This window comes from Curtobacterium sp. TXMA1 (genome assembly GCF_020162095.1).
Taxonomy (GTDB): domain Bacteria; phylum Actinomycetota; class Actinomycetes; order Actinomycetales; family Microbacteriaceae; genus Curtobacterium.
Genome location: NZ_CP083910.1, coordinates 1,102,990 through 1,129,177 on the forward strand (window position 1 = coordinate 1,102,990; position 26,188 = coordinate 1,129,177).

The following is a 26,188-nucleotide window of genomic DNA, read 5'->3' on the forward strand; positions in this document are numbered from 1 at the left end:
CTCGCGAGCGGCGTCACCGGGCCGCCGTACCGTGGTGGCATGCGCAACTCCTTCGTCGTCACCGGGGCGCACGTCGTCCCCGTCACCGCTCCGCCCTTCGACGGCGGTGCCGTCGTCGTCGAGGACGGCCGCATCACCGCGGTCGGTCCCGACGTCACGCCGCCCCGGGGCCTGCCCGTGGTCGACGCCGCCGGTGCCTGGCTCGTCCCCGGCTTCGTCGAGTCGCACGGCCACGTCGGCATCCACGAGGAGGCGAACGGCTGGGCCGGCAACGACACGAACGAGATGACCGACCCGAACCAGGCCGCGGTCCGGGCGATCGACGCCGTCGACATCGACGACGAGGGCTTCCGCGACGCGCTGTCCGGCGGCATCACGAGCATCGTCGTGAAGCCCGGCTCGGGCAACCCGATCGGTGGGCAGACCGTCGCGATCAAGACCTGGGGCGGTCGGACGATCGACGAGCAGCTCATCTCGGACGCCGTGAGCGTGAAGAGTGCCCTCGGCGAGAACCCGAAGCGGGTGTACGGCGAGAAGGGGAGGACGCCGTCGACGCGGCTCGGCGTCGCGAAGGTCATCCGCGAGGCCTTCGTCGCCGCGCAGGACCACCGCGCCGCCCGTGACGCCGCGGCTGCGAAGGGGGAGCCCTTCACCCGCGACCTGACGAAGGAGACGCTCGTCCGGGTGCTCGACGGCGAGCTCGCCTGGGACCAGCACGTGCACCGGCACGACGACCTCGCGACCGCACTCCGCCTGGCGGACGAGTTCGGCTACCGGCTCGTCGTGAACCACGGCACCGAGGCGCACAAGCTGGCGGACCTGCTCGCCGAACGCGACGTGCCGGTCATCTACGGCCCGCTGTTCACGAGCCGTTCGAAGGTCGAGCTCCGCGACCGCGGCATCCCGAACGTCGTGGCGCTCGCCGCCGCCGGTGTCCGGGTGGCGATCACGACGGACGCACCGGTCGTGCCGATCGCGATGCTCGTCGACCAGGCCGCCGCCGCGGTCAAGGAGGGCCTGCCCTGGCAGACCGCGCTCGAGGCCCTCACCACCAACCCGGCGGACTTCCTGGGCTTCGGCGACCGCGTCGGCCGCATCGCGCCGGGATTCGACGCCGACCTGGTCCTGTGGGACGGCGACCCGCTCGCCGCGACCAGTCGCGCGACACGCGTCTGGATCGAGGGCGCGTCCGTCTACGAGTGGGCCGACGGGACGGGCGTCACCACCCCGCGCTGGTGACCCGGTGGCGGACGGGAGGCCCGTGGCGACCCGCCACGGGCCTCCCGTCCGGCTACTGGTCGCGGGAGAGCAGGAAGTCGTTGATGCGCTCCGTCATCGGCAGGTCCATCGACCGGGCGACGCCGTTCACCGAGCGGATCGGTGCGGCCTGGCGGACGCTCGACAGCAGCCAGAGGGCGTCCGCAGCCTCGAGGTCGGCCAAGGTGAGCAGCTCGTACGACGTCTCGATGCCCTCGCCCTCGGCGAACCGGAACACGTCGGCCTGCGTCGTCCCGGCCAGGATCCCGATGTCGGTCCGCGGCGTCACGAACCGTCCGTCCACGGACGCCACGAGGTTCGCACGCGTGCCCTCGAGCACGTAGCCGTCCGAGGAGACGAAGAGTGCGTCGTCGGCGCCGCGCCGCTCGGCCTCGCGGAGCGCCGCCATGTTCACCGCGTACGACAGCGTCTTCGCGCCCTGCAGCAGCCACGGCGAGGTCCGCTCCACGTCGTGCCGGTAGCCGCGGTCGAGCGTCACGACGGCGATGCCCTCGGTGCGTGCGGGGGTCTGGTCACCGGACGGCGCCGCGTACACCCAGCCGGTCGGGCGACCCGACCCCTCGACGCCGCGGGTCATGACGGTCTTCGCGAAGGCCTCGTGCACCGGGTCGAGCCGGGCGCACGCGGCCTCGATCGCCTGCCGCCACGCGTCGAGGTCCGGCGCGGGGAGGTCGAGCATCGCCGCCGACCGGACGAACCGCGCCAGGTGCGGCTCGAGTGCCTGCGGCCGACCGTCGACGACCGTGATGGTCTCGAACACCCCGTCGCCGCGGATCGCGCCGAGGTCCTGCACCTGCAGGTGCTCCTCGAGCGGCGTCGCCCACGTGAAGGCGTCGGCCTCCGGGTCGTGCGGGGCTGCGTCGCGCGAGGGCTGATTGAGGACGGCGAGGACGGTGTCGGTCATGCGTCCATCCAACCGCAGCGCCGGGTGGGCGGGCGTCAGTCGCGGCCGGGGAGCGACCCCATGAGCTTCCACACCGCGGGCGTCAGCTCAGGGTGCTGCAGGGCGATGCGACGCAGCCGGTGGTACTCCTCGCCGAGCTCGGTGCGCTGCCCGGACGCCGGGTGCCCGGCCCAGTGCGCGCTCCGCTGCCCGATCGCCGCGTCGAGCTCGACGGCGTCCGCGCGCAGGATGAGCACGACCTGCTCGTCCACGGTCGGCAGCGTCGGCATGAACTCCCACGGGTCCTCGCCCGCGCGGCTCCGGTGCTCGACGATCATCGAGATCTCCTCGGCGGCCTCGGCGCGCAGCACTTCGAGGCTGCGCCCGGTCCTGCGGGGCTCAGCCATGGTGCCCCCGCAGCACGCCTGCCATGCCTGCGATCGTACGCCAGCACGGAGCGTCCACCGGACACGTCCGCCAGACTGGGGACCGTGACCGCACGCGACGAGACGAAGTCCCAGCACGCCCCGGTCGTGGTCGTCTACCTGCTCCGCGACGGCGTCGACGGCCCCGAGGTGCTGCTCGGCGAGAAGCGTCGCGGGCTCGGTGCCGGTCGGGTGGTCGGTCCCGGCGGCAAGCGGGAGCCGGGGGAGCCGCCGGTGGCGGCAGCGGTCCGCGAGGTGGCGGAGGAGGTCGGCCTGCGCCTCGACACGGACGACCTGGAGGCACGTGGCACGTTGGACTACCGGTTCCCGTTCCGCCCGTCCTGGTCACAGGTCTCGGACGTCTTCGTCTGCCGCCGGTGGCAGGGCGAACCGTCCGGCAGCGACGAGCTCGAGCCGCGCTGGATCCCGGTCGACACGGTGCCGTACGACGCCATGTGGGACGACGCCCGCTACTGGTTGCCGGGCGTACTGGCCGGTGGGAGCGTCCACGCTCGCTTCACGTTCGCGGAGGACAACGCGACGGTGTCGGGCTTCAGCGGCGCGGGCGTCTAGCGGACGCCGGCGCGGCCCTGCTGCACCCGGGTGCTGCCGGTGCGTGCTTCCTCGGCCGCGGCCAGGACGTCCGCGTCCCCGCTGCGGCCACCGAGCGGGCGGACGAAGAAGTCGACGATGCCCGCGGCGATCGCGCCGAGCACGGCGAACATCGCCCAGCCGACGAAGAGGCCTGCGGTGTTCCGGCCGTCGGCGGGCGCGAGGAACACGCTCGCGGCGTACAACGCGGCCGCGAGCACGAGGAACGCGACGACGGCGGTGACGAGGACGCGGTGCCAGGCGGTGCGCGGGTGCATGCGGACCAGGATACGCGCGCGTCAGCGCTCGGCGTGCCGTCCGTGCTCGCGCTCACGCTCGCGCCCCTCGGGCGCACCGGTGCGCGTCGTGCGCGATCCCGCCGGGGCCGGGCGCCGACCGGTTGCGTCCACGCGCGGGACGGGACGGGTGCGCGGGCCGCTGGACGGGCCTCCCGGTCGACCGGGACCGGACCGGTCCGCCTGCCGCACCACGGGGATGCGTCCGGTGGGGGTGGTCTCCTGCTCGAGGCCGTCGCGGCCGCCGGTGAAGACGTCGCCGGAGACCCGGTCGTCCTCCCAGTCGTCGTCGCGCAGGACGCTCAGCGTGCCGGTCTCGGTCGAGGTCAAGCCGTGGCGCTCGAGCTCGGCGTCCCGCTGCTTGCCGAGGAACTCGCGGTTCGCGTTCTGCGCGTCCTGGAACATCGTCGTGCGGTTGTTCACGATCGCGGAGATCCGGCGGCGTTCCCACCACTGCTTGCCGAAGAACATGAGCACGAGCCCGGCCGCGGCGTAGCAGCCCATGGTGATCAGGCCGCGGCCGAACCCGGGACCGACCCCGTAGATCTCGTGCTTGATCATGTCGACCATGCTCGAGCCGACCACGACGTGGTTGAGCCAGGCGAACGGCTCCGGCATGAACCACTTCGGGTACGCCCCGCCGGAGGACGGCATCGACAGGAAGACGAAGCAGATCATGGCGGGTGCGGCGATGAAGCGGCCGACGAAGTAGCTCAGTCCGTTGACGGCGAGACCGATCGCGACGATCCAGCCCCACGCGATGAGGACGAGTTCGATCCAGTGCCCCCGGATCGCACCGACGACGGGGCCGGCCAGTGTGTTCGTGATGAGGGAGATCACGAGGCCGCCGACCACGATCACGGTCATGCGGGTGCGGTGCCGCAGCGGGCCGCCCATGATGCCGATGAACATCGCGACCATGTAGCCGCCGATGCACCACGCGAGCATGACGTACATCGCGACGGTGCCGTACTCGTCGTACGCGGGCAGCGGTGCGAGCTCGGTGACGGTCGGAGCGGCGACGCCGATGCCGGTGAGCACGGAGCTCAACGTGGCCGGGACGAGCGAGGCGACCTGGAACTGGTGAGCGCTGGCCTTGAAGACCTCGTTGGCGGACGGGTCGTACGCGACGGCCATCGCGCCGGCGAGGACGTCCTGCTTCGCGCGGGCGAGCGAGTCGTAGGTGTGGAAGACGTACTCGCCGGGCAGGGCCTTGTCGACGGCGGCGACGAGCGTCGGGTCGCTGCCGACCAGGGCGACGGGGACGTCGTGCGGGTGCGGGGCGTGGAAGGCGAAGACGTAGCAGAGGCAGAAGCCGACGATGAAGAACAACGGCATCCAGAGCTGCAGGCCGATGAGCTGCAGGGACGGGTGGAGCGTGCCGTACCAGCGGCGGTAGCGACTGATCTTCTGCGGTTCCGGCACGGGTGCCTGGCGGACACGTGCTGCGCGGTGCCCGCCGCCGCGGCTGCCGGCGACGGGTGCGCCACGACGGGGTCGCGAGCCGCTGCGCGTCGAGGGTCGCGTCTGGCGGGGCTTCGGCGTGGAGGACCGCGGCGCTCCGTCGCGATCGGGGAGGTCGCTGTTCCTGGGGACGTCGTTCCGCGGCTCGCTCACTCGGCGCTCTGCTCCTTCTGCTGGTCGGAGCATCACGGTACGCCGCGCGCGCTCACCGCGCGCCGAGAGCAGCGCAGCCCCGGCCGTGGACGCCGGCAGCTCAGCTCCGGCTGCGGGACGCCTGCGCCGAGTCCATCGCGAGCTCCTCGGCGTCGAGCGTCACGAGCACGCGCCGCATGACCTCCTCGTCGAGGTTGCCCTTCTCGCGCTCCTCGAGCACGATCTCGCGCCGCCGGTCGAGCAGTTCGCGCCGGATGTCCTGGATCTGCGCCCCGCGGAGCCGGAGGGGAGCGTTCCGGTCCTCGACCTCTTCCTCCTCCGCATCGCGACGGAAGGTCTCGGCCTGCCGCTCGAGTCGTGCCTTCAGCCGGTTCACGACGCTGTCCGATGCCTCGGCGCCGTACTGCTCGGCCCACGCCGGCCGCCGCCGCTCGAGCAGCGCGATCGCGGCCTCGGTCGTCCGCTGGTTGAGGCGCATCTCGCTGCGGACGTCCTCCTCGCCCTCGGCCGGGTCCTGCACCTTCAGCGCGCGGATCACGAAGGGCAGGGTCAGGCCCTGCAGCAGGAGCGTTCCGACCGTCACCACGAAGGCGATCACGAAGATGGTGTCCTGCGCCTTGATCTGGACCGAGTTGCCGACGACCGACACCGCCGCGGCGAGGGTCACCACCCCGCGCATGCCGGTCCAGGAGATGACCGTGAGCTCCCGCCAGTTGAGCTTCGGTTCCGCGGAACCGCGGAGCCAGCGGAGCGACGGGTGCCCACGGGACAGTCGGACGCGCAGCGGTCGGAGCCACCGGCCGTTGATGCGGTTCCGCACGTAGGACTCGAACACGAAGAGCGGCCGGACCAGGATCACGACGACCAGCACGACGGCCGCCGCGGTGAGCGTCTGGGTCAGGCTCCGGTCGCTCTCCACCAGGTCCTGCACGACGGTCTTCAGCTGCAGGCCGATCAGGGCGAAGACGAAGCCCTCGAGGATGACGTCGATGCTCGTCCACAGCGGGCGCTCCTGCAGCCGCGTCGCGTAGCCCTCCTTCGGCGAGTTGTAGCCGATGTACAGGCCGGCGGTGACGACCGCGATGACCCCGGAGCCGGACAGGTCCTCGGCGACGATGTACGCGACGAACGGCAGCAGGATGCTCATGATCGTCTCGACGACGGGGTCGTTGATGCGCATCCGGATCCAGTGCACCGCGACGCCGAGCACGATCCCGACCGCGAGGCCGACGCCGATCGCGAGCCCGAAGATCCCGAGGTCCTGCCAGATCGTCAGCGAGGTCCCCGCCGCGATCAGCGTGAAGACCCGCACGAGGGTCAGCGACGCCGCGTCGTTGATGAGGCTCTCGCCGGACAGCACCGTCATCACCCGGCGGGGGAGTCCGAGCTTCCGGCCGATGGCCGCGGCCGACACGGCGTCCGGCGGCGCGACGACGGCGCCGAGCAGGATGGCCGCCGGCCAGTCCATGTCGGGGATGAGCACGTACGCCGCGACCGCCACCGCGAGGGCGGTCACGATGACGAGGAAGATGCCGAGTCGGCGGATCTGCTTGATGGACTGCCGGAAGCTCTGCCACGACACGTCGAGCGCCGCCGAGTACAGCAGCGGCGGGAGGATGACCGTGAGGATCACCTCGGAGTCGATCTCCATCTCCGGCAGACCGGGCAGGAACGACGCCGCGAGGGCCACGGCCGTCACGAGCAGCGGAGCGGGGAGTCCCTTCGCCCGCGCGAACCCGGTCACCGCGAGTGAACCGATCAACAGGATGAGGAGTTCCGCGGTGTCCATGGGAGCAATCCTCCCATCCGGATGGTTCCGAACCTGAACGACTGCGCAGGCGGGGTGAACGGCGGGTGAACGACAGGGTTTGTGCTCAGCGGTCGGGCCTGGGACACTTGCCCGCGGTGGACATCACACTCATAGTCGTCCTGGTCATCGCGTTGGCCCTCTTCTTCGACTTCACAAACGGATTCCATGACACCGCCAACGCGATGGCGACCCCGATCGCCACGGGTGCCATGAAGCCGAAGGTGGCCGTCACGGTCGCCGCGGTGCTCAACCTCGTCGGTGCGTTCCTCAGCACCGCCGTGGCGACGTCGATCTCGCACGGGCTGATCAACGAGGGCCCCGGCGGCGTCGCGATCACCCCGGAGATGATCTTCGCGGGCCTCATCGGCGCGGTCGTGTGGAACATGATCACGTGGCTGCGCGGTCTGCCGTCGTCGTCCTCGCACGCGCTGTTCGGCGGGCTCATCGGCGCTGCGATCGTCGGCGCCGGGTTCGGGTCCGTCAACTACGCGGCACTGCTGACCGTCGTGATCATCCCGGCGTTCCTGTCGCCGGTGATCGCCGCGCTGGTGTCGCTCCTGGCGACCCGGATCGCGTACCGCGTCACCCGTCGGCCGGTGTTCCCGAACGAACGCGGCGGCTTCCGGATCGGCCAGGTGTTCACGAGCTCGATGGTGTCGCTCGCGCACGGCACGAACGACGCGCAGAAGACCATGGGCGTGATCACGCTGACGCTCATCGCGTCGGGTGCGCAGTCCGCCGACCAGGGCGTGCAGTTCTGGGTCGTCGTCGCCTGTGCGCTCGCGATCGCCCTCGGCACGTACACCGGCGGTTGGCGCATCATCCGGACCCTGGGCTCGGGCATCACCGAGATCCGTGCGACGCAGGGCTTCGCGGCCGAGGCCTCCACCGCCGCGACCATCCTGGCGTCGAGCCACCTCGGCTTCGCGCTCTCGACCACGCAGGTGTCGTCGGGCTCGATCATCGGTGCTGGTCTCGGCCGACGCGGCTCGAAGATCCAGTGGTCGACCGCGGGCAAGATCGTCATCGCCTGGTTCATCACCCTGCCGGCCGCGGCAGCCGTGGGCGCGATCGCCTCCGGCATCGCCCGGCTCGGTGTCGGCGGTCTCGTCGTCGACGCGGTCGTCGGCGCGGCCGTGATCCTCGGGCTGTACCTGTGGTCGCTCCGCAAGCCGCACGAGCAGGCCGCGGCCATCGAGGTCGACGTGGCCGCCAACGCGGTCTACACCCGCAAGGAGCTCCGCGACCTGCAGCGCAAGAAGCGTGCCGCCCAGGTGGCCGAGCGCCGCGCGGAGCTGAGCCGCGAGCGCACCCTGCGCCGCATGGCCGGACGGAACGGAGGACGCCGCTGATGGGCATCGCCACTGACTCGCGCTGCTTCGCCTTCCTGATCGGAGGGACCCGCTGATGCGCATCGCCACTGACTCGCGCTGCTTCGCCTTCCTGATCGGAGGGACCCGCTGATGGGCATCGACTGGTTCGCATTCCTGACGGTCGCGATCGTCGCGGTGGTCTCTGCATGCTTCGTGGTGCTCGTCTACTCGATCGGCCTGCGCCTGTGGAGCGCCGCCGACACCCGCGCCGGCAAGTACACGGTGAAGGACGACGGCACGGTCGGTCCGGCCACGATGGGCTTCCCGCAGCCCGGCGTCGTCCAGCCCGGTGTCCGCGCGTTCCGCGCGCTCGCGGTGGCGTGCTTCGCCGTCTGCGGCCTGGCCGTGCTCTACGGCATCTACCTGATCGTCCCGCAGTTCCACTGACGTCGGCGACCCGGCCTCCCGTCCGTGTCGTCCGCCCACCACGCGCATCCGCCTGCCGGCCCCGACCGGCCGGACGGGCTAGCCTCGGACGGGTGACCGGCAACGAAGCACCACGAACGCGCACCGAGACCGATTCCCTGGGATCCCGCGAGGTCCCGATCGACGCCTACTGGGGCATCAACACCCTGCGGGCGCTCGAGAACTTCCCGATCACGTCGGTGCCGATCGCGGTGTACCCGGACCTCATCGAGGCGCTCGCGACCGTGAAGCAGGCCGCCGCCCGGGCGAACAAGGCCATCGGCGTGCTCGACGCCGAGCGTGCGGACGCCATCGACCAGGCGGCGCAGGAGGTCCGCGACGGGGCCCTGCGCGACCAGTTCGTCGTCGACATCGTGCAGGGCGGGGCGGGGACCTCGACGAACATGAACACGAACGAGGTGCTCGCGAACCGGGCCCTCGAGCTCCTCGGGCGCGAGAAGGGCGACTACGCGTACCTGCACCCGATCGACCACGTGAACCGCAGCCAGTCGACGAACGACACCTACCCGACGAGCATCAAGCTGGCGATGATCCTGGGCGTCCGGCGGCTCACCGGTGAGCTCGAGCGGCTGTCGGACGCCTTCGCCGAGCGGGGCCGCGCGTTCCAGGACGTGCTGAAGATCGGCCGCACGCAGCTGCAGGACGCCGTGCCGATGACCCTCGGGCAGGAGTTCACCGGGTTCGCGCACACCATCCAGGAGGACGTCCTGCTCCTCCGTACCGTCTCGCCGCTGCTCGCGGAGACGAACCTCGGTGCCACCGCGATCGGCACGGGCATCACGGCCGACCCGCAGTACCGCGACGAGGTGCGTCGGCAGCTCCAGGTCGCGAGTGGGCTCGACATCGTCACCGCGCCCGACCTGATCGAGGCGACGAGCGACGCCGGTGCCTTCATGACGCTGTCGGGCACGGTGAAGCGCAGCGCCGCGAAGCTCTCGAAGATCTGCAACGACCTGCGCCTCCTCGCCTCGGGGCCGCAGGCGGGACTCGGCGAGATCACGCTGCCCGCACGCCAGGCCGGCTCGTCGATCATGCCCGGCAAGGTGAACCCGGTGATCCCCGAGGTCGTCAACCAGATCGCGTTCGCCGTCGCCGGCGCCGACACCACGGTGACGATGGCGGCCGAGGGCGGGCAGCTGCAGCTCAACGCGTTCGAGCCGATCATCACGCACTCGATCCTGCAGTCGCTGCAGTGGATGGCGAGCGGGTGCGCCACGCTCCGGGTGAACTGCGTGACGGGGATCGAGGCGAACGAGGCGAAGCTCGCCGCGCAGGTCGACACCAACGTCGGCGTCGTGACCGCCCTGACGCCGTACATCGGGTACGCGGCCGCTGCGTCGATCGCGCACACGGCGTTGACGACCTCGACGCCGATCGCGACGCTCGTCACCGCTGCCGGACTGATGGACGAGGACCAGGTGCAGCGCGTGCTCTCGCCGGCGCGTCTGTCGGGCATCGAGCTCGCGACGGGGGCGATCCCGGTCGTCACCGAGGCCATGCTCGACGCCGAGGCCGAGCGGGTCGCGCGCGAGCGCTGAGCCGCCGCCGGGCACTAGGGCAGCGGGGGCTCGCCGACCCGCACCTGGCGGGACATCGCCCGCAGGTGCTCCTCCGTCGGCGAGGGCTCCGCGTCCTCCGCACGCTGCTGCGCGGCGATCCGCACCCGGTGCGCCGCCGCGATGTCCTGGTCACGCCACCGCGCGAGCGTGAAGTTCCGCGTGACGTCGCGGAGCGGCAGCCGGATCGACTCGTCCGCTTCGATGCCCGCGAGCAGCTGCCGCATCCGGATCACCTCGGAGTCGAGCTCCCCGCCGACCACGAGGACGAAGTTCGAGATGTACAGGTACACGAGCAGCAGGATCGCGCCGCCGAGCCAGCCGTAGGCCCGGTTCCCGCCGCTGCCGACCGTCTCGACGTACACCGAGAAGCCGACCGTCGCCAGCGCCCAGGTCACGATGGCGAACGCCGCTCCGGCGGACACCCACCGCAGCTGCGGGGTCTTCACGTTCGGGGTCGCGTAGTACAGCACCGCGACCATCACCACGAGGACGACGGCGAGCACGGGCCACTTCGCCACGTTCCACAGGTCGTCGATCCACGGCGCCCACCCGAGCTGCCGGACGATCGCCGCCGAGATCGTGGGGGTGCCGAGCAGGATGATGATCGCGATCGCCCCGCCCACCATCACGAGCAGCGTGACGAGGAGCATCATGCTGCGGAACTTCCAGATCCGGCGACCCTCCTCGACCTCGTACGCGGTGTTCATCGCACGACCGAACGCGGTCGCGTAGCCGGAGAGCGACCACAGCGTCAGGACGAGCCCGATCGAGAACCCGACCCACGGGTTGTCGAGCGTCAGGAGCTGGCGCAGCGGTCCCTCGAGGTGCTGCGCGGTCTCCGGTCGGACGATGAACCCGAGCACCTGGACGATGTCGGTCAGGCTGTCGCCCTGCCGGTCGACGACGGACAGCGCAGAGACGACCGCGAGCGCCGCCGGGAACACCGTCAGCAGCGCGAAGAACGTCAGCGAGGCCGCGGCGTCGACGACGCGGTGCCGGATCACCGAGTGGTAGGTGCGCCGGACGACCGCGCGGACACCGGTCCGCTGCAGGTCGCGCGAGGCGCTGTCGGGCATGCGATGTACGGTACCCGACCCCGTGACGGCCTGGAGGCGCGGTGCACCGCCGCTACGCGCCTCCCGTCCGTCATCCGGTCGCGTCCCGTGGGGTCCATCCAGTTCTTCGCGCTCAGCGACAGTTCACGGGCGCCCCGCGCCGTGAGGTGTCGCTGAGCGCGTGGTGTCGCCGCGCCGCCGGTCAGTTCGCGTGCGGGTCGAGCGCGTCGTAGCGGCGGAAGGACGGCACCAGCCGGAGCAGCAGCGCGACGAGGCCGATGATCAGCACGCCGCCGATGATCGGCGGGTAGGCGATGCCGGCCGCCACGACGAGACCGGCGTACAGGTCGCCGAGGCGCGGGCCACCCGTGACGACCACGATGAAGATGCCCTGCAGCCGGCCGCGCATCCCGTCGGGCGACGCGGCCTGCAGGATCGTGTTCCGGAACACCGAGCTGACGTTGTCCGCGCCGCCCGCCGCGGCCAGGAACAGCGCCGCGAGCCCGAGCGCGGGCAGGATCTCGACGCCGAACGCCTCGCCGGACCGACCGCCGAGCAGGTGCGCCACCGCGATGACGACACCGAACGCCGCGATCGCCCCGCCGTACGCGGTGATCGCCCAGCCGACGGCCTCGCCCTGGCGGCGCACGTGCCCGAGCGGACCGGAGAACACGCTCGAGAGCAGGGCACCGATGGCGTAGGCGGCGGTCAGGGTGCCGACCGTGATCGAACCGCCGCCGATGACGAGCGCGCCGATCGCTGGGAAGAGCACACGGGGCTGCCCGAACGTCATCGCGACGATGTCGAGCACGAACGTCATGGTGATGTTGCGGGACCGCTTGAGGAAGCGCGCGCCCTCGATCAGCGAGCTCAGTCCGGGGCGCAGGGCGTCGCGGTCCGCCGCCATCCGGGGCAGGGTGAAGACGCCGAGGAACGCGAAGGTGAAGAGCACGACGTCGATCGTGTAGGTCGGCGCGAACCCGACGCTCGCGATCAGGACTCCGGCGATCGCCGGACCCACGGTCACCTGGAACCCGGACGCGATGCCGCCGAGGGCGCTCGCCGCGGGGAGCAGGTCGGTCCCGACGAGCCGGGGGACGATCGCCGATCGCGAGGCGTTGCTCACGGTCGCGGCCACGGCGTTCACCGTCGCCAGGACGTAGAGCAACGCCACGCTCTGCAGTCCGAGCCAGGCGTGCGTGGCGATGAGCGCGACCGCGACCCAGGCGACGATCGCCGAGACCAGGGCCACGAGCCGCCGGTCGAACGCGTCGGCGAGCATCCCGCCGTAGAGCCCCGCGACGATCATCGGGACGAGGGCGATGACGCCGACGAGTGCGACCGCGAAGGTCGAGCGGGTGATCTCGTACACCTCGAGGCCGACCGCGACGGTGGTCATCTGCGTGCCGATGCCGGCGATCGCCGTGCCGGCCCACAGTCGGGCGAACGCGGGGGAGCGGCGGAGCGGGGTGAGGTCGGCGAGCAGGCGGCGTCGGGGTGCGGTGTCAGGTCGTGTCACGGTGGAACCATTCTGCGGGTTGCCGGGCGCGAGCGGGCAGAACCGGCACCATCGCGGGCACGAGCGGGCGGGATCCGTCGCGTTCGTCCGCCGAGCGTGACGGATCGTGCCCGTTCGCGGGGAGCGAGACGTCCGTGCCGCCGGGGATGCCCCCGCACCCCACCTGGTTGACTGACGACCATGACTGACCTCAACAGCAAGCCCGAGTTCGACGCTCCCGAGGGCCCGGCCCCCACCGAGCTCGTGATCACCGACATCGTCGAGGGCGACGGCGACGTCGCGCAGCCCGGCTCGACCGTCAAGGTGCACTACGCCGGCGTCGAGTACGAGTCCGGCGAGGAGTTCGACAGCTCGTGGAACCGCGGCGAGCCGATCGACTTCCCCCTCGCGGCGCTCGTCCGCGGCTGGCAGGAGGGCATCCCCGGCATGAAGGTCGGCGGACGCCGCAAGCTGACCGTCCCGCCGGAGCTCGCCTACGGCCCGGCCGGCGGCGGCCACTTCCTGTCCGGCAAGACCCTGATCTTCATCATCGACCTGCTCGGGGTCCGCTGATGCAGGTCGGCGCGCCCACCGTCGAGCTGAACGACGGCCACCGCTTCCCGGAGCTCGGCCTCGGCACGTACGGGCTGAACGGCGACGAGGGCACCGCGGCGGTCGGCGCGGCGATCTCGAGCGGCTACCGGCTGCTCGACACCGCGCTGAACTACGGCAACGAGGACGCCGTCGGCCGTGCGGTCCGCGAGGCCGAGGTCGACCGCGAGGACTTCGTCGTCACCTCGAAGCTCCCCGGCCGGCACCACGGCTACGACGAGGCGCACCGCTCGATCGACGAGACGCTCGGCAACCTCGGGCTGGACCGCGTCGACCTGTACCTCATCCACTGGCCGAACCCATCGGTCGGGAAGTTCGTCGACACCTGGAAGGCGTTCGTCGACCTCCGCGACAGCGGCAAGGTCCGCTCGATCGGCGTCTCGAACTTCACGCCGGAGCACTTGAAGGCCATCATCGACGCCACCGGTGTCGCCCCGGCCGTGAACCAGGTGGAGCTGCACCCGTACTTCCCGCAGGCCGAGCTCCGCAAGGTGCACGCCGAGTACGGCATCGTCACCGAGAGCTGGAGCCCGCTCGCGAAGCAGTCCGAGCTGCTCACCGAGCAGCCCGTGCTCGACGCGGCGGCCGCACACGGCGTGACGCCCGGCCAGGTCGTGCTCCGCTGGCACGTCCAGCTCGGTGCCGTACCGGTGCCGAAGTCCGGCGACCCGCAGCGGCAGCGCGAGAACCTCGACGTGTTCGGCTTCGAACTGTCCGACGACGAGGTCCGGGCGATCTCCGGGCTCGAGCGCGGTCGCCTCTGGGACGGCGACCCGGACTCGCACGAGGAGATGTAGGGGCTGACGCCCTGACGGACGGGAGGCGCGTGGCGGGTCCGCCACGCGCCTCCAGTCCGTCCTCCTGTCACCCGTGCGTCACGTCGCCTCCGGTGGTCGCACGGCGGGACTACACTGGACACCCCTGTTTCCCGAAGGGTGGCGTGTGTCCGAACCGACCGAGATCGACCGTGAGCGTGCGTACGTGGACGGCCTCTTCACCCGCCTCGACGAGCTGACGGCCGAGGCCGAGCAGCGCCTCGCCGAGACCCGCCGTCAGGCGGTCGGCGGGAACCACCAGAGCCGCAGCGAACGTGACGCGTACGCCCGCCTCTACGAGGACACCATCGCGACGCTCGAGCGCGTCGGTGACCGTCTGGTGTTCGGACGGCTCGAGGTCTCCGAGCCGGACGAGGCCGACGACGCCTTCCGCTACATCGGCCGCGTCGGGCTCCGCGACGTCGAGCACCGCCCGCTCCTGCTCGACTGGCGGGTCCCCGGGGCGAGCGCGTTCTACCAGGCGACCGCAGCGCACCCGATGGGCATGCGCGCCCGCCGGCACCTGACGCTCGACGGCCGGTCCGTCGTGAACGTCGAGGACGAGGTCTTCGACGCGTCGCTCTACGACGACGACCGCACGCACCTGCAGGGCGAGGGAGCGCTCCTCGCGGCCGTCACCGCCGAGCGCACCGGTCGGATGACGGACATCGTCGCGACGATCCAGGGCGAGCAGGACCGCATCATCCGCTCCCCGCTCGAGGGCGTCCTGATCGTGCAGGGCGGCCCCGGGACGGGCAAGACCGCCGTGGCGCTGCACCGCGCCGCCTACCTGCTCTACACGCACCGCGACCGGCTCCGCGGCTCGGGCGTGCTCATGGTCGGGCCGTCCTCGGCGTTCCTGACCTACATCGAGCAGGTGCTGCCGTCCCTCGGCGAGACCGGTGTGGTGATGGCCTCGCTCGGCTCGCTCTACCCGGGCGTGCACGCCACGACGCACGACCACGGGGACGTCGCCGCGGTGAAGGGGTCGGCGCAGATGGCGTCGTTGCTCCGCCGCGCCGTGCGGTCCCGCCAGGTCGTCCCCACCGAGTCGGTCGTGCTCGACGTCGAGGGGGAGCGGCTCACGGTGCCGCCGCAGCTCGTCGCCGACGCACTGAAGCGGGCGCAGGACCGCGGGAAGCCCCACAACGTCGCCCGGGTCACCTTCAACAAGATCGCCCTCGACGCGATGACGCGGCTGCTCGCCGACCAGCTCCGTGCCCGTGGGACCACGGTGGACGAGGCCGACGAGAAGGTCCTGCGCGAGGACATCCGCAGCTCGTACGACGCCCGGGTCCTGCTCAACACCGCCTGGCTGCCGCTCCCGCCGGAGAAGTTCCTCGAGGACCTGTACGCCCGGCCGAACTGGCTGGCCTCGCTGACCCCCGACTGGACCCCGGCTCGCCGCGCCCTGCTGCAGCGACCCCGCGGTGCCGGGTTCACGATCGAGGACGTCCCGCTGCTCGACGAGGCCGCCGAGCTGCTCGGGCCGTTCGACCCCACCGGCGGCGCGGCGAAGCGTGCCGCGAAGGCCAGCCGGAACCGCGACATCGAGAACGCCCGCCAGGCGATCGAGAACATGGGCGTCGAGGGCATCGTCACCGCGGAGCAGGTCGCCGGGTCCTTCGCCGAGGGCGGTGACCCCCGCACCACGGCGGAGCGCGCCGCCGAGGACCGCGAGTGGACCTACGGCCACATCGTCGTCGACGAGGCGCAGGAGCTCTCGCCGATGCAGTGGCGGGTCCTCGCCCGCCGGAACCCCCTCCGGTCGTTCACGATCGTCGGGGACATGGCGCAGGGCTCCTCGCCCGCCGCCGCCCGCACGTGGGACGACGTCGTCGGTGCGCTCGCACGCCGTCGTCGCGGGCGTGCGCCCGTGGTGCCGCTCGACCACCGGATCGAGGAGCTGACGGTCAACTACCGCACCCCGCGGTCCATCGTGCAGGCCGCCGGTGCGTTCGCCGACGCCGCCGGGTTGGCGGTCACCAGGACCGAGGCCGTCCGCGACGGGGACCCCGTCGACCGCGTGGCGGTGCCCCGCGCGGCGCTCCTCGACACGGTCGCCGGGCGCGTCGAGGCCGAGCGCGGGCGGATCGGCTCCGGCACCATCGGGGTCATCGTGCCCGAGGACGACGTCGCCGCGGTCCGCGAGCGCCTGGCGCGGACCGACGCGGACGTCCGCGGGCTCGGCTCGCCGCGGCCCGGGTCGGTGACGGTCCTGACGGGTGCGGACGCGAAGGGCCTCGAGTTCGATGGTGTCCTGCTCGTCGACCCGGACCGGGTCGGCGCCGACGCGGCGCGGGCCGCAGCCGCCGTCTACGTCGCGATGACCCGCCCGACGCGTCGCCTGGTCGTGATCGACGTCAGCAACTGATCGACGTCACCGGCTGATCGGCTCGCCCTCGTCGCGCACCCGCGTGACGAGGGCCGCCCACGGGCCGTCGAGCTGACTGCCGGGGATCTCGACGGTGGTGCGGGCGACCGTCACGGTCCAGGTGAAGTCGTCGGGCACCGTGTGCCGGTGCCGGACGGGCGCCTCGCGCGGGAGCGCGCCGACCAGGTCGTCCCATGCGCCAGGGTCGTCGCACGAGGCGGTGTCGATCCGCCAGCCGCGCGAGAGACCGGCGAACCCACCACTGCGGCGGACGACGATGTGCATGCTCCGGTTGTACGCCGTCACGGACCGGTGAGCACGCCCACGGTCCGCCAGGCGTCCGCGACCGCGGTGTGCTCCGTCGAGCCCTGCCCGAAGCGCGCCGCGGCGGCGTCGACGGTGACGCGTGCGAAGCCGGCGAAGTCGATGTCCTCGGACGTCTCCGGCGAGGTAAGGGAGTCCCACCAGACGGCTCCGGCGCCCTGCCACGCGAACCCGCCGATCGCCGTCGCGGCGAGGAAGAAGGCGTGGTTCGGGATGCCCGAGTTCAGGTGCACGCCGCCGGAGTCCTCGGTGGTCTCGACGTAGTCGGCCATGGTCGCCGGCTGCGGGTCCTTCCCGAGCACCGGGTCGTCGTACGCGGTCCCCGGCGCCCGCATCGACCGGAGCGCCACACCGTGCACGGCGTCGGTGAAGAGCCCCTCGCCGATGAGCCAGGTCGCCTGGTCGGCGGTCTGCCCGGCGGCGTACTGCGCGACGAGCGAGCCGAAGACGTCGCTCACGGACTCGTTCAGCGCACCCGACTGCCCCTGGTAGGTGAGGTCGGCCGTGTACTGCGTGACACCGTGCGCGAGCTCGTGGCCGATCACGTCGAGCGCGATCGTGAAGCGTCGGAACACCTCGTCGTCCCCGTCGCCGAACACCATCCGCTGGCCGTCCCAGTAGGCGTTGTCGTAGTCCTGGCCGTAGTGCACCGTGGCGTCCAGGGGGAGCCCTGCGCCGTCGATCGACACCCGACCGAACACGTCGAGCCAGAACGCGTGCGTCGCGCCGAGGCCGGCGTACGCCTCGTCCACCGCGGCGTCGCCCGAGTCCGCGTCGCCCTCCCGCCGGACGACCTCGCCCGGCAGGGTCGTCGTTCCGCGCGCGTCGGAGATCGTGCGCTGCGGCGACCGGTCGACCGTGCCGCTGATGCCCTGCGGCCGGACGCGGTGCTCGTGCTTCGGTGCGGCGACGACCTCCAGCTCGGCGAGGGCGGTCCGGGCCGCCGAGGCTGCTCGGGGGTGCTCCGAAGCGGCGGCGACGGCGCGCAGCAGGTACGGCGGGACGACGGAGTGGCGACGGATGGCGGTCATGGCGCCATGGAACCACCGACGACCGACGACGGGCCGCGCCGGGGTCAGTCCTGGCGGCGGTGCTCCACGAGCGCCAGCGCGTACGACTCCCACCACTGTCCGGCCGCCGGGCCGCCGTTGCACGTGCCGTCGCTGAGCCCGGGGGTCTTCACCCAGAGCAGGGCGTCGAGCCGGGAGGACCCCGCGGTGACGTGGGGCGCCTGTCCGAGTCCCGCACCCTCGGGGTTGCACCAGGTCCCGCGCCAACCCTGCCCGTTCCGCGAGACGTCGATCACGAAGTGCGGGTCGCCGCCGATCGCGTCCGCCAGCCGGTCCGCGTACGCACGCTCGGTGTCGACCCGGTAGAAGTTCGAGACGTTCGTCGCGAAGCCCTGCGTCCGGTCGACCCCGGCCTCCCGCAGCCAGCGCGCCATCGTGGCGACGGGGACCCGGTCCTCGTTGCCGCCGTCGAGGTACACCGTCAGTCCGTGCCCGGTGAGCTCGTCCACCGCGCGGTCGAGCAGACGCAGCCGGTCCTGCCCGAGGCGTTCGCACACGTGGATCTGCGCGATCGAGTCCGGTTCGACGAGCACGACCGCGTGCGAACCCGCCATCGCGCGCACGGCCGACCGGACCCACGGCAGGTAGGCGTCCTCGGCGGTACCGCCCGCGGAGTAGCTGCCGCAGTCGCGGTCCGGGATCGCGTACAGGACGAACACCGGCGTGCGGTGCTGCTGCTCGGCGCTCCGGACGACCCGCCGGACGACCTGGCGGGTGGCGGACTCGGAGGGGTCAGCGAGCCAGGTCGCCACCGGCTGGTCCGCGATCACGTCGATCCGGTCGGCGGTGGTGCGGTCGCCGTCCGCCCGGGCGTCCGCCGCGCGGCGCGCCGCCTGGTTGTCCTGTTCCGGTTGCCGGGCGAGGCCGCCCGGGAACGCCGCCGCGGCCGATTCGCGACCGGCGACGGGCCGGTCCGTCCCGGCACCTCCGCGCCCGCCGCCGTCGGGTCCGGTCACCGTGGCGAGCACGAGCGCGACCACGGCCACCGCGACGACGCCACCGACGGCGAGCACAGCCCACTGTCGTCGTCCGCTGCCCCTGGTGCGGCCGCGCGTCCCCTGCTCCGGCATGCGTCCATGCTGGCAGCAGTCCACGGCGTCCCGCCAGGGTGGCCCGGCGTCCGCCCAGGTGGAGTGCGGCCGCCTGCCAGGACCCGGCAGCGATACTGACCGGATGTTCCGGAAGCTCCTGCTGCTCGCCCTCACCGCCGGCTACGCCTGGGTGATCTGGCGGACGACGTTGACGCCGCGGGTCTTCACGCACGCGCAGGACGAGCTCGTGCTGCACGCCATCGCCTGGCTGCAGCAGCTCCCGCACGGCGCCTGGTTCACCTACGACCGGGTCGAGTTCCTCGCGAACATCGGGATGTTCGTGCCCGTCGGGATGATCGCGGCGCTCTGGCTGCCGCGCCGCTGGTGGCTGGCGGGAGCGGTGATCGCGGTCGTGCTGTCGGTCGGGATCGAGCTCGCGCAGGCCCGGTTCCTGCCGTACCGCGTCGCCGACCCTCGGGACGTGCTCTCGAACGGCCTCGGCGGACTGCTCGGGGCAACCCTCGTCGGGCTCGTCCGGAGCCTGCTCCCGGTGCCGCGACGGCAGCGCCTGCGTGCCCGCACCGCCTGATCTCTGGTAGTCTCGTCCGGTTGCCGTCGAACGGCCGCGGATCAAGAGCGCTCGTGCATCAGGTACGGGCACCGCGCAACGGACAGGAAAGGGGATCATCCATGGCACTTGACGCGAAGGTCAAGCAGGAGATCATCGAAGAGTACGCGACCCACCCGGGCGACACCGGATCCCCCGAGGTCCAGGTCGCCGTTCTGACGCGTCGCATCAACGACCTGAACGAGCACCTCAAGGAGCACAAGCACGACCACCACTCGCGTCGTGGTCTGCTGCTCATGGTCGGTCAGCGTCGCCGTCTCCTCGGTTACCTCTCCGACGTCGACATCAACCGCTACCGTGCGCTCATCGAGCGCCTCGGCCTGCGCCGCTAGTCGACTCGCAGACACTGCGTGACCGGACGCCCCGGTCCTCCTCGTGAGGACCGGGGCGTTCCTCGTTCCCCGGTCGCAGAGGACTGGGTCGCCGGCCGACAGGGACCGGGAATGGTTGCGCCGGCAGCTCGGTTCGGTAGGGTGTTCATGCAAACGCATCGAAAGTCGGGAACTGCCATGACCACCATCGTCGTCGTCTCCGCCGGGCTCTCCGAGCCCAGCTCCACCCGCCTGCTCGCAGACCGGCTCGCCGCCTCCGCGGTCGCCGCCGTCTCGGCCGACCAGCCGGGAGGCGCGGTGGACGTCCGCCACGTCGAGCTGCGTCCGATCGCGCACGAAATCGTCGACGCGATGCTCACCGGGTTCGCCGCACCCGGCCTCGCCGCCGCCCAGCGCACCGTGCTCGAGGCCGACGCGCTCGTCTTCGTCACCCCGGTCTTCACCGCGGGGGTCAGCGGTCTGGCGAAGTCGTTCCTCGACGTGCTCGACAAGGACGGCGTGACCGACCTGCCGGTGCTGCTCGCCGCCACCGGGGGGACCGCACGGCACTCGCTCGCGATCGACCACGCCCTGCGCCCGGTGTTCGCGTACCTCCGCGCAGCGGTGGTGCCGACCGGCGTCTTCGCGGCGACCGACGACTGGGGGAGTGAGGCGGACTCGGCCGCGCTCGACGCCCGCATCCGACGGGCCGGGGTCGACCTCGCCTGGGCGATCCGCGCCTCCCGGCGGAGCCCGCAGCAGGAGACGCTCGCCGCGCCGACCGACTTCGCGTCCCTGCTCGGCGGCCTCGGCCACTGACCGGGCCGCCCGACCGGGCGCTCAGTACCAGTGCGGGTTGACGCTCATCTCGTGGTTCCACGCCGCGCAGGGGAGCCGTAGGCGTCGTGGATGTAGGCGAGCCCCCAGTTGATCTGCGTCGCCGCGTTCGTCCGCCAGTCCGCACCGGCGACCGCCATCTTGTTCGCGGGCAGTGACTGCGGGATGCCGTACGCGCCGCTCGAGGCGTTGAGGGCGTTGGCCCGCCAGCCGGACTCCTGGGTCCAGAGGGACACCAGGCAGGAGAACTGGTCGCCGCCCCAGCCGTAGGCGCCGATCGCGCTGCGGGCGTACGCCTGCGCGCCTGCCGGGTCGACGGTGACGCCGCCGGTGCTCGGGTAGCTCGTCCCCGAGCCGCCGCTCGTCGCGACCGGCGCCGGGGACGACGGTACGGCGGCGGCGGCCGCCGCCTGCTGCTCCGCTGCTGCGGCCGCTCGCTCACGGGCCCGCTGCTGGGCGGCCTGCTGCGCGGCCACCTGCACGCCGAGCTCGTACTGCTGCTCGGTCGTGGCGGTGGTGTCCTTCAGGGCGGCCAGCTGCGCGTAGAGCTCGTCGCTGTGCTGCTGCGTGTCCGCGACGGCCCGCGCGGCGGCGTCGGACGCGGTGCGGGCCGACGCGGAGCGGTCCTCGGCGGCGGCGGCGAGGGTGCTCCGCTCGGACTCCGCACGCTCGGCCTGGTCGTGCAGCGACTCCGCGGTGCGGCCGGCGACCGAGGCGTCCTCGAGCACGCCCTCCCACGTGCTCGAGAGCTGGTCGACCGCGCCGAGCTGGTAGAGCAGCTGGTCCGGGTCGTGCGTCGTGGCGATCCGCGTCGTCATGGCGTTCTGGCTGCCGTCGCGGTACAGGGTCGCGGCGAGCTGCCCGGCGCGGTCCTGCGCCTGGGCGGCGGTGCGCTCGGCGTCGTCCGCCTGGGTGCGGAGGGTGGATGCGGTCTGCGTCGCCGCGGCGAGGTCCGCCTCGGCCCGGTCGGCTGCTGCGGAGGCGTCGAGTGCGCGCTGCGACTTCGCGGCGGCGTCGGCCTGCACCGACTGCAGCGCGGCCTGCACCTTCGTCACCTCGGCGGCGGCGGCCTGCTCGTTGCCCTTCGCCTGCTGCACGTCCTGCCACGTCGGGTACTGCGTCGTCGCGGCGCTCGCGGGCAGGGCGGTGACGACCGGTGCGACGAGCGCGCCCACGACCACGGCGGCCGCGACGAGCACGCGCCGGGAAGGGCTGGTGCGCATGGCGGCAGGCTACCGGGGACACGCCCGTTCGCCGGGAGCAACACCCGCCGGACGCCTGAGGACTGGTAAAGTCCTCATCGTCCGGGGACCGTTCTCCGGACGTCACGCCCCGCTGTCACACTCGCGGGGCTGGCACACAACACTGCGCAGACCGGGCACGGAGCTGGTCATCGGTGGTGGCTCGCGGGCCGTTCGGAGTCCCGAGTGCTTCTACTGCTGGCCAGACATGCGCCCCGACCCCTCGGCGTGCACGCACCACGGGTGCCGTCGCCCAGGTCTGCCGAACACGTCAAGGAGGCACCCCTTTGGAGGGTCCCGAGATCAAGTTCGCCGAAGCCGTCATCGACAACGGCAAGTTCGGCAAGCGCGTCGTCCGGTTCGAGACCGGCCGCCTCGCACAGCAGGCCCAGGGCGCGGTCGCCGCGTACCTCGACGAGGAGACCATGCTCCTCTCGGCCACCAGCGCCGGCAAGCACCCGCGCGAGGGCTTCGACTTCTTCCCGCTGACGGTCGACGTCGAGGAGCGCTCGTACGCCGCCGGCAAGATCCCCGGCTCGTTCTTCCGTCGTGAGGGCCGTCCCAGCACCGAGGCGATCCTCGTCTGCCGCCTCATCGACCGGCCGCTGCGTCCGTCGTTCGTCGACGGCCTGCGCAACGAGGTCCAGATCGTCATCACCGTCCTGAGCATCGCGCCGGACGAGTTCTACGACGCGCTCGCGATCAACGCGGCGTCCGCGTCGACGCAGATCTCCGGTCTGCCGTTCTCCGGCCCGATCGCCGGTGTGCGCCTCGCGCTGATCGGTGACCAGTGGGTCGCGTTCCCGAAGGCCTCGCAGCTCGAGGAAGCGGTCTTCGACCTCACGGTCGCCGGCCGCGTCGTCACCGACGACCAGGGCAACGAGGACGTCGCGATCATGATGGTCGAGGCCGAGGCGACCGAGCACGCCTGGGGCCTCATCCAGGGCGGCGCCACCAAGCCCGACGAGGCGATCGTCGCCCAGGGCCTCGAGGCGGCGAAGCCGTTCCTCAAGGTCCTCGTCGAGGCGCAGGCGAAGATGGCCGCGCAGTCGGCCAAGGAGATCCAGGACTACCCGGTCTTCCCGCCGTACGCGCCCGAGGTCTACTCCGCCGTCGAGGCGATCGCCCTCGACGAGCTCAAGGACGTCTACCAGATCGCCGGCAAGCTCGAGCGTCAGGACAAGGACGACGCCCTCAAGGCCCGCGTGAAGGAGGCCGTCGCTGCCAAGGTCGAGGCCGGGGAGCTCCCCGAGTCCGCGAACGGCCAGGTCAGCGCCGCCTACAAGTCGGTCACGAAGAAGGTCGTCCGCGGCCGCATCCTGACCGAGCAGGTCCGCATGGACGGTCGCGGCCTCGCCGACATCCGTCCGCTCGACGCCGAGGTCGCCGTGATTCCGCGCGTCCACGGTTCGGCGATCTTCCAGCGCGGCGAGACGCAGATCCTCGGCGTCACCACGCTGAACATGCTCAAGATGGAGCAGCAGATCGACTCGCTGTCGCCCGTCACGAAGAAGCGCTACCTGCACCACTACAACTTCCCGCCGTACTCGACGGGTGAGACCGGTCGCGTCGGTTCGCCGAAGCGTCGCGAGATCGGCCACGGCTTCCTCGCCGAGCGCGCCCTCGTGCCGGTGCTGCCGTCGCGTGAGGAGTTCCCCTACGCGATCCGTCAGGTGTCCGAGGCCCTCGGCTCCAACGGCTCGACGTCGATGGGCTCCGTCTGCGCCTCGACCCTGTCGCTCCTCAACGCCGGTGTGCCGCTGCGCGCCCCGGTCGCGGGCATCGCGATGGGTCTCGTCTCCGACACCGTCGACGGCCAGACCCGCTACGCGGCGCTGACCGACATCCTCGGTGCCGAGGACGCCCTCGGCGACATGGACTTCAAGGTCGCCGGTACCTCGGAGTTCGTCACCGCCATCCAGCTCGACACGAAGCTCGACGGCATCCCGTCGTCGGTCCTCGACGCCGCGCTGAAGCAGGCCAAGGAGGCCCGCTCGGCCATCCTCGGCGTGCTGACCGAGGCGATCGACGCCCCCGACGAGATGGCGGACACCGCTCCGCGCGTCATCTCGGTGCAGATCCCCGTCGACAAGATCGGCGAGCTGATCGGCCCGAAGGGCAAGACGATCAACGGGATCCAGGACGAGACCGGCGCCGACATCTCGATCGAGGACGACGGCACGGTCTACATCGGCGCCGTCGACGGCCCGTCGGCCGAGGCCGCCCGCGCCCAGGTCAACGCGATCGCGAACCCGACGAACCCGGAGATCGGGGACCAGTTCCTCGGCACGGTCGTCAAGATCGCGACGTTCGGTGCGTTCGTGTCGCTGCTCCCGGGCCGCGACGGTCTGCTCCACGTCTCCGAGGTCCGCAAGCTCGCCGGTGGCAAGCGCGTGGAGAACGTCGAGGACGTCCTGGGCGTCGGCCAGAAGATCCTGGTCGAGGTCACCAAGGTGGACGACCGCGGCAAGCTGTCGCTCGCGCCGGTCGTCGCGGACGAGGTCGACACCGAGGGCCGCGAGGGCCACGAGAAGCACACCGAGGACCCCGCCGAGGGTTGATCCCCGGCGCCTCGCGCTGCTGAGACCGCAACGGCCGCCACTCCTGCTGGAGTGGCGGCCGTCGCCGTCGGTACGGAGGCGTCAGGAGGCGGGGGTCTCCTGCGTGCCGGTGAGCTGCGCGCGACCGAGCAGGTGCTCGCGGAGCAGGAAGCCGACGACGGCCGGGGTGGCGTCGGCGGGTGCCTCGAGCACCGGCACGTCGAGCGCGCTGACGGTGAAGACGTAGCGGTGCGGGCCGTGGCCCGCGGGCGGTGCGGCGCCGAGGAACGTGTCCGTGCCGTACTCGTTGCGACGACGCAGTGCCTCGGCGGGCAGCAGGGCGTCGTCGGTACCGGCACCCTGCGGCAGCGAGGTGGCCGACGCCGGGATGTCGCTCAGGCTCCAGTGCCAGAAGCCCGAGCCGGTCGGGGCGTCGGGGTCGTACACGGTGAGGACGTAGCTCTGCGTGCCCTCGGGCGCCCCGGACCACTCGAGTGCGGGGGAGCGGTCCTCGCCGCCCACGTCGGAGCCGCGTGCCCAGTCGGGCAGACGGTCGCCGTCGGTGAAGTCGGGGCTCGTCAGGGTGAACGTGGGGACCTCGGGGAGGTTCCAGTTGGGGTCGTTGGCCATGCGACCAGCCAACACCCGCGTCCTGGTCCGCGGGTGGGACGGACGGGAGGCACGCGGCGGCGCCGCCCCGTGACTCCCGTCCGTCGCGGTCAGCGCGTGATGACGCGCTCGACGACCCGCCCGAGCGCTGCGGTGGCCGCGATGGCGTCGCCGGCGTAGGCACCGGCCATGACGCCGTCGCGCGCGAGCATCAGCTCGTCCGCGCCGTCACCCGGCATCGGGTGCCCGGCACGCTGCAGCAGCGCGAAGAGCTGTTCGGTGTACCAGTCACGGTGCGCCGCGACGACCTGGCGGACCGGGTCGCGGGGGTCGTGGTACTCCGCTGCCGCGTTCAGGAAGGCGCAGCCGCGGAAGTCCGGTCGGCCGACGTCGTCGGAGACGGCGGCGACCCAGGCGCGGACGGCGTCGGTCGGCGTCGGCGCCTCGGCCACGATGCGCCCGAAGGCCTGCTGCACCCGCTCGTCCTGCGCGCGGATGTAGGCGAGGATCAGGTTGTCCTTGGATCCGTAGTGCTTGTAGAACGTCGCCTTCGTGACGCTCGCCTCGGAGATCAGGCGGTCGACGCCCACGCCGCGGATGCCCTCTTCGTAGAAGAGCCTCGACGCGGTCTCGAGGATGCGGACCTTCGCGCCGCCGGAGCGGGGAGTCGGGGGGACGCTCGACCCGTCCGGCGACGCGAGGTTCGTGCTCGGGCCGGGGAGACGCTGGACGGTCGGTTGGGGGGAATCGACCGTCACAGCGCTGCTCCTCGGACTCATCGGCTCCGCGGGGGAGTGGGGGGACTCCGCCGCGCAGGACTGATGTCCCGAGCCACCGGGTCGGAATCTAGGGGGGCTTCCGACCCGATGTGACGACTGTACCACAGTGAGGACAGACAGACGAGTCTTTCTATCCTCCTCTGCCGTACCCCACTTCGAGGCACGCGCCGCGAGGCTGTGGAAACTGGATGATCGGCCCTGACGGG

General features: G+C 72.0%; 25 protein-coding genes. 12 read left to right on the forward strand and 13 right to left on the reverse strand.

Translation table 11 applies throughout. The features are described 5' to 3' along the window. Positions 1–39: 39 nt before the first annotated feature. Positions 40–1,239: an amidohydrolase gene (locus LCG91_RS05220; RefSeq protein WP_224442726.1), complete on the forward strand. Its 1,200-nt coding sequence runs from the start codon at positions 40–42 to the stop codon at positions 1,237–1,239. Positions 1,240–1,291: 52 nt separating this feature from the next. Here LCG91_RS05220 and LCG91_RS05225 read toward each other — a convergent pair whose 3' ends face one another. Both LCG91_RS05225 and LCG91_RS05230 read right to left on the reverse strand, forming a co-directional pair. Further along, a complete protein-coding gene (locus LCG91_RS05225) occupies positions 1,292–2,182 on the reverse strand; it encodes an aminodeoxychorismate lyase (RefSeq protein ID WP_224442727.1) in 891 nt (296 codons plus the stop codon). Positions 2,183–2,217: 35 nt separating this feature from the next. After that, the gene (locus tag LCG91_RS05230) at positions 2,218–2,568 is read right to left on the reverse strand and encodes a hypothetical protein (RefSeq protein ID WP_058728788.1); all 351 of its coding nucleotides are present in this window, start codon (positions 2,566–2,568) and stop codon (positions 2,218–2,220) included. 84 nt (positions 2,569–2,652) lie between these two features. Between LCG91_RS05230 and LCG91_RS05235 the strand changes: the two genes are divergently transcribed. Next, on the forward strand, positions 2,653–3,159 hold the full coding sequence (locus tag LCG91_RS05235; protein ID WP_058728789.1) for an 8-oxo-dGTP diphosphatase: 507 nt from the start codon (positions 2,653–2,655) through the stop codon (positions 3,157–3,159). On the opposite strand, the gene LCG91_RS05240 is transcribed toward LCG91_RS05235, so the two are convergent. From LCG91_RS05240 to LCG91_RS05250, 3 genes are all read right to left on the reverse strand, one after another. After that, the gene (locus tag LCG91_RS05240; protein ID WP_058728790.1) at positions 3,156–3,455 is read right to left on the reverse strand and encodes a hypothetical protein; all 300 of its coding nucleotides are present in this window, start codon (positions 3,453–3,455) and stop codon (positions 3,156–3,158) included. The two genes, LCG91_RS05235 and LCG91_RS05240, sit on opposite strands and share 4 nt — an antisense overlap. A 21-nt stretch (positions 3,456–3,476) precedes the next feature. Then, entirely contained in the window at positions 3,477–4,898 is a 1,422-nt protein-coding gene (locus tag LCG91_RS05245) for an ABC transporter permease (RefSeq protein ID WP_224442728.1), read from the reverse strand. A gap of 292 nt (positions 4,899–5,190) precedes the next feature. After that, entirely contained in the window at positions 5,191–6,879 is a 1,689-nt protein-coding gene (locus LCG91_RS05250) for a cation:proton antiporter (protein WP_224442729.1), read from the reverse strand. Between the two features lie 116 nt (positions 6,880–6,995). Here LCG91_RS05250 and LCG91_RS05255 point away from each other — a divergent pair, with 116 nt between their 5' ends. From LCG91_RS05255 to LCG91_RS05265, 3 genes are all read left to right on the forward strand, one after another. After that, complete coding sequence (locus tag LCG91_RS05255) at positions 6,996–8,252, forward strand: inorganic phosphate transporter (RefSeq protein ID WP_058728793.1); 1,257 nt, start codon at positions 6,996–6,998, stop codon at positions 8,250–8,252. 111 nt (positions 8,253–8,363) lie between these two features. Further along, on the forward strand, positions 8,364–8,660 hold the full coding sequence (locus LCG91_RS05260) for a hypothetical protein (protein ID WP_058728794.1): 297 nt from the start codon (positions 8,364–8,366) through the stop codon (positions 8,658–8,660). A 92-nt stretch (positions 8,661–8,752) separates the two neighbouring features. Beyond that, positions 8,753–10,237: an aspartate ammonia-lyase gene (locus tag LCG91_RS05265; protein ID WP_224442730.1), complete on the forward strand. Its 1,485-nt coding sequence runs from the start codon at positions 8,753–8,755 to the stop codon at positions 10,235–10,237. A 14-nt stretch (positions 10,238–10,251) separates the two neighbouring features. On the opposite strand, the gene LCG91_RS05270 is transcribed toward LCG91_RS05265, so the two are convergent. Both LCG91_RS05270 and LCG91_RS05275 read right to left on the reverse strand, forming a co-directional pair. Next, entirely contained in the window at positions 10,252–11,334 is a 1,083-nt protein-coding gene (locus tag LCG91_RS05270; protein WP_224442731.1) for a YihY/virulence factor BrkB family protein, read from the reverse strand. 181 nt (positions 11,335–11,515) lie between these two features. After that, positions 11,516–12,832 (reverse strand): MFS transporter, encoded by a 1,317-nt coding sequence (locus LCG91_RS05275; protein ID WP_082688397.1) that lies wholly within the window; start codon positions 12,830–12,832, stop codon positions 11,516–11,518. Between the two features lie 180 nt (positions 12,833–13,012). Here LCG91_RS05275 and LCG91_RS05280 point away from each other — a divergent pair, with 180 nt between their 5' ends. The 3 genes from LCG91_RS05280 (at position 13,013) to LCG91_RS05290 (ending at position 16,612) form a co-directional block, all read left to right on the forward strand. Next, a complete protein-coding gene (locus LCG91_RS05280; RefSeq protein ID WP_058728797.1) occupies positions 13,013–13,384 on the forward strand; it encodes an FKBP-type peptidyl-prolyl cis-trans isomerase in 372 nt (123 codons plus the stop codon). Continuing rightward, positions 13,384–14,220, forward strand: a complete 837-nt coding sequence (locus tag LCG91_RS05285) for an aldo/keto reductase (RefSeq protein WP_224442732.1) — start codon at positions 13,384–13,386, stop codon at positions 14,218–14,220. Before LCG91_RS05280 ends, LCG91_RS05285 begins: the two co-directional genes overlap by 1 nt. A 145-nt stretch (positions 14,221–14,365) precedes the next feature. Continuing rightward, positions 14,366–16,612 carry a HelD family protein gene (locus LCG91_RS05290; protein ID WP_224442733.1) on the forward strand — a complete coding sequence of 749 codons (2,247 nt, stop codon included), beginning with the start codon at positions 14,366–14,368 and terminating at the stop codon, positions 16,610–16,612. 6 nt (positions 16,613–16,618) lie between these two features. On the opposite strand, the gene LCG91_RS05295 is transcribed toward LCG91_RS05290, so the two are convergent. From LCG91_RS05295 to LCG91_RS05305, 3 genes are read right to left on the reverse strand one after another with little or no spacing between them, the layout of a single operon-like run. Next, on the reverse strand, positions 16,619–16,897 hold the full coding sequence (locus tag LCG91_RS05295; protein ID WP_153001834.1) for a protealysin inhibitor emfourin: 279 nt from the start codon (positions 16,895–16,897) through the stop codon (positions 16,619–16,621). Positions 16,898–16,914: 17 nt separating this feature from the next. Beyond that, the gene (locus LCG91_RS05300; RefSeq protein ID WP_058750096.1) at positions 16,915–17,967 is read right to left on the reverse strand and encodes a M4 family metallopeptidase; all 1,053 of its coding nucleotides are present in this window, start codon (positions 17,965–17,967) and stop codon (positions 16,915–16,917) included. Positions 17,968–18,011: 44 nt separating this feature from the next. Further along, a complete protein-coding gene (locus LCG91_RS05305; RefSeq protein ID WP_082687632.1) occupies positions 18,012–19,076 on the reverse strand; it encodes a glycoside hydrolase family 6 protein in 1,065 nt (354 codons plus the stop codon). Between the two features lie 103 nt (positions 19,077–19,179). Between LCG91_RS05305 and LCG91_RS05310 the strand changes: the two genes are divergently transcribed. The 3 genes from LCG91_RS05310 (at position 19,180) to LCG91_RS05320 (ending at position 20,795) form a co-directional block, all read left to right on the forward strand. Next, positions 19,180–19,626 carry a VanZ family protein gene (locus LCG91_RS05310; RefSeq protein WP_224442734.1) on the forward strand — a complete coding sequence of 149 codons (447 nt, stop codon included), beginning with the start codon at positions 19,180–19,182 and terminating at the stop codon, positions 19,624–19,626. Between the two features lie 101 nt (positions 19,627–19,727). After that, on the forward strand, positions 19,728–19,997 hold the full coding sequence (rpsO, locus tag LCG91_RS05315; RefSeq protein ID WP_022902140.1) for a 30S ribosomal protein S15: 270 nt from the start codon (positions 19,728–19,730) through the stop codon (positions 19,995–19,997). A gap of 177 nt (positions 19,998–20,174) precedes the next feature. Then, on the forward strand, positions 20,175–20,795 hold the full coding sequence (locus tag LCG91_RS05320) for a CE1759 family FMN reductase (protein ID WP_224442735.1): 621 nt from the start codon (positions 20,175–20,177) through the stop codon (positions 20,793–20,795). Between the two features lie 44 nt (positions 20,796–20,839). Here the strand turns inward: LCG91_RS05320 and LCG91_RS05325 are convergent, their stop codons facing one another. After that, the gene (locus tag LCG91_RS05325) at positions 20,840–22,036 is read right to left on the reverse strand and encodes a coiled-coil domain-containing protein (protein ID WP_224442736.1); all 1,197 of its coding nucleotides are present in this window, start codon (positions 22,034–22,036) and stop codon (positions 20,840–20,842) included. 305 nt (positions 22,037–22,341) lie between these two features. On the opposite strand from LCG91_RS05325, the gene LCG91_RS05330 reads away from it, so the two are divergent. After that, positions 22,342–24,615 carry a polyribonucleotide nucleotidyltransferase gene (locus LCG91_RS05330; RefSeq protein WP_224442737.1) on the forward strand — a complete coding sequence of 758 codons (2,274 nt, stop codon included), beginning with the start codon at positions 22,342–22,344 and terminating at the stop codon, positions 24,613–24,615. Positions 24,616–24,696: 81 nt separating this feature from the next. Here the strand turns inward: LCG91_RS05330 and LCG91_RS05335 are convergent, their stop codons facing one another. Both LCG91_RS05335 and LCG91_RS05340 read right to left on the reverse strand, forming a co-directional pair. Then, positions 24,697–25,224: a YbhB/YbcL family Raf kinase inhibitor-like protein gene (locus LCG91_RS05335; protein WP_058728807.1), complete on the reverse strand. Its 528-nt coding sequence runs from the start codon at positions 25,222–25,224 to the stop codon at positions 24,697–24,699. An 89-nt stretch (positions 25,225–25,313) separates the two neighbouring features. Further along, complete coding sequence (locus tag LCG91_RS05340) at positions 25,314–25,961, reverse strand: TetR/AcrR family transcriptional regulator (RefSeq protein ID WP_202596841.1); 648 nt, start codon at positions 25,959–25,961, stop codon at positions 25,314–25,316. Between the last annotated feature and the right edge of the window lie 227 nt (positions 25,962–26,188).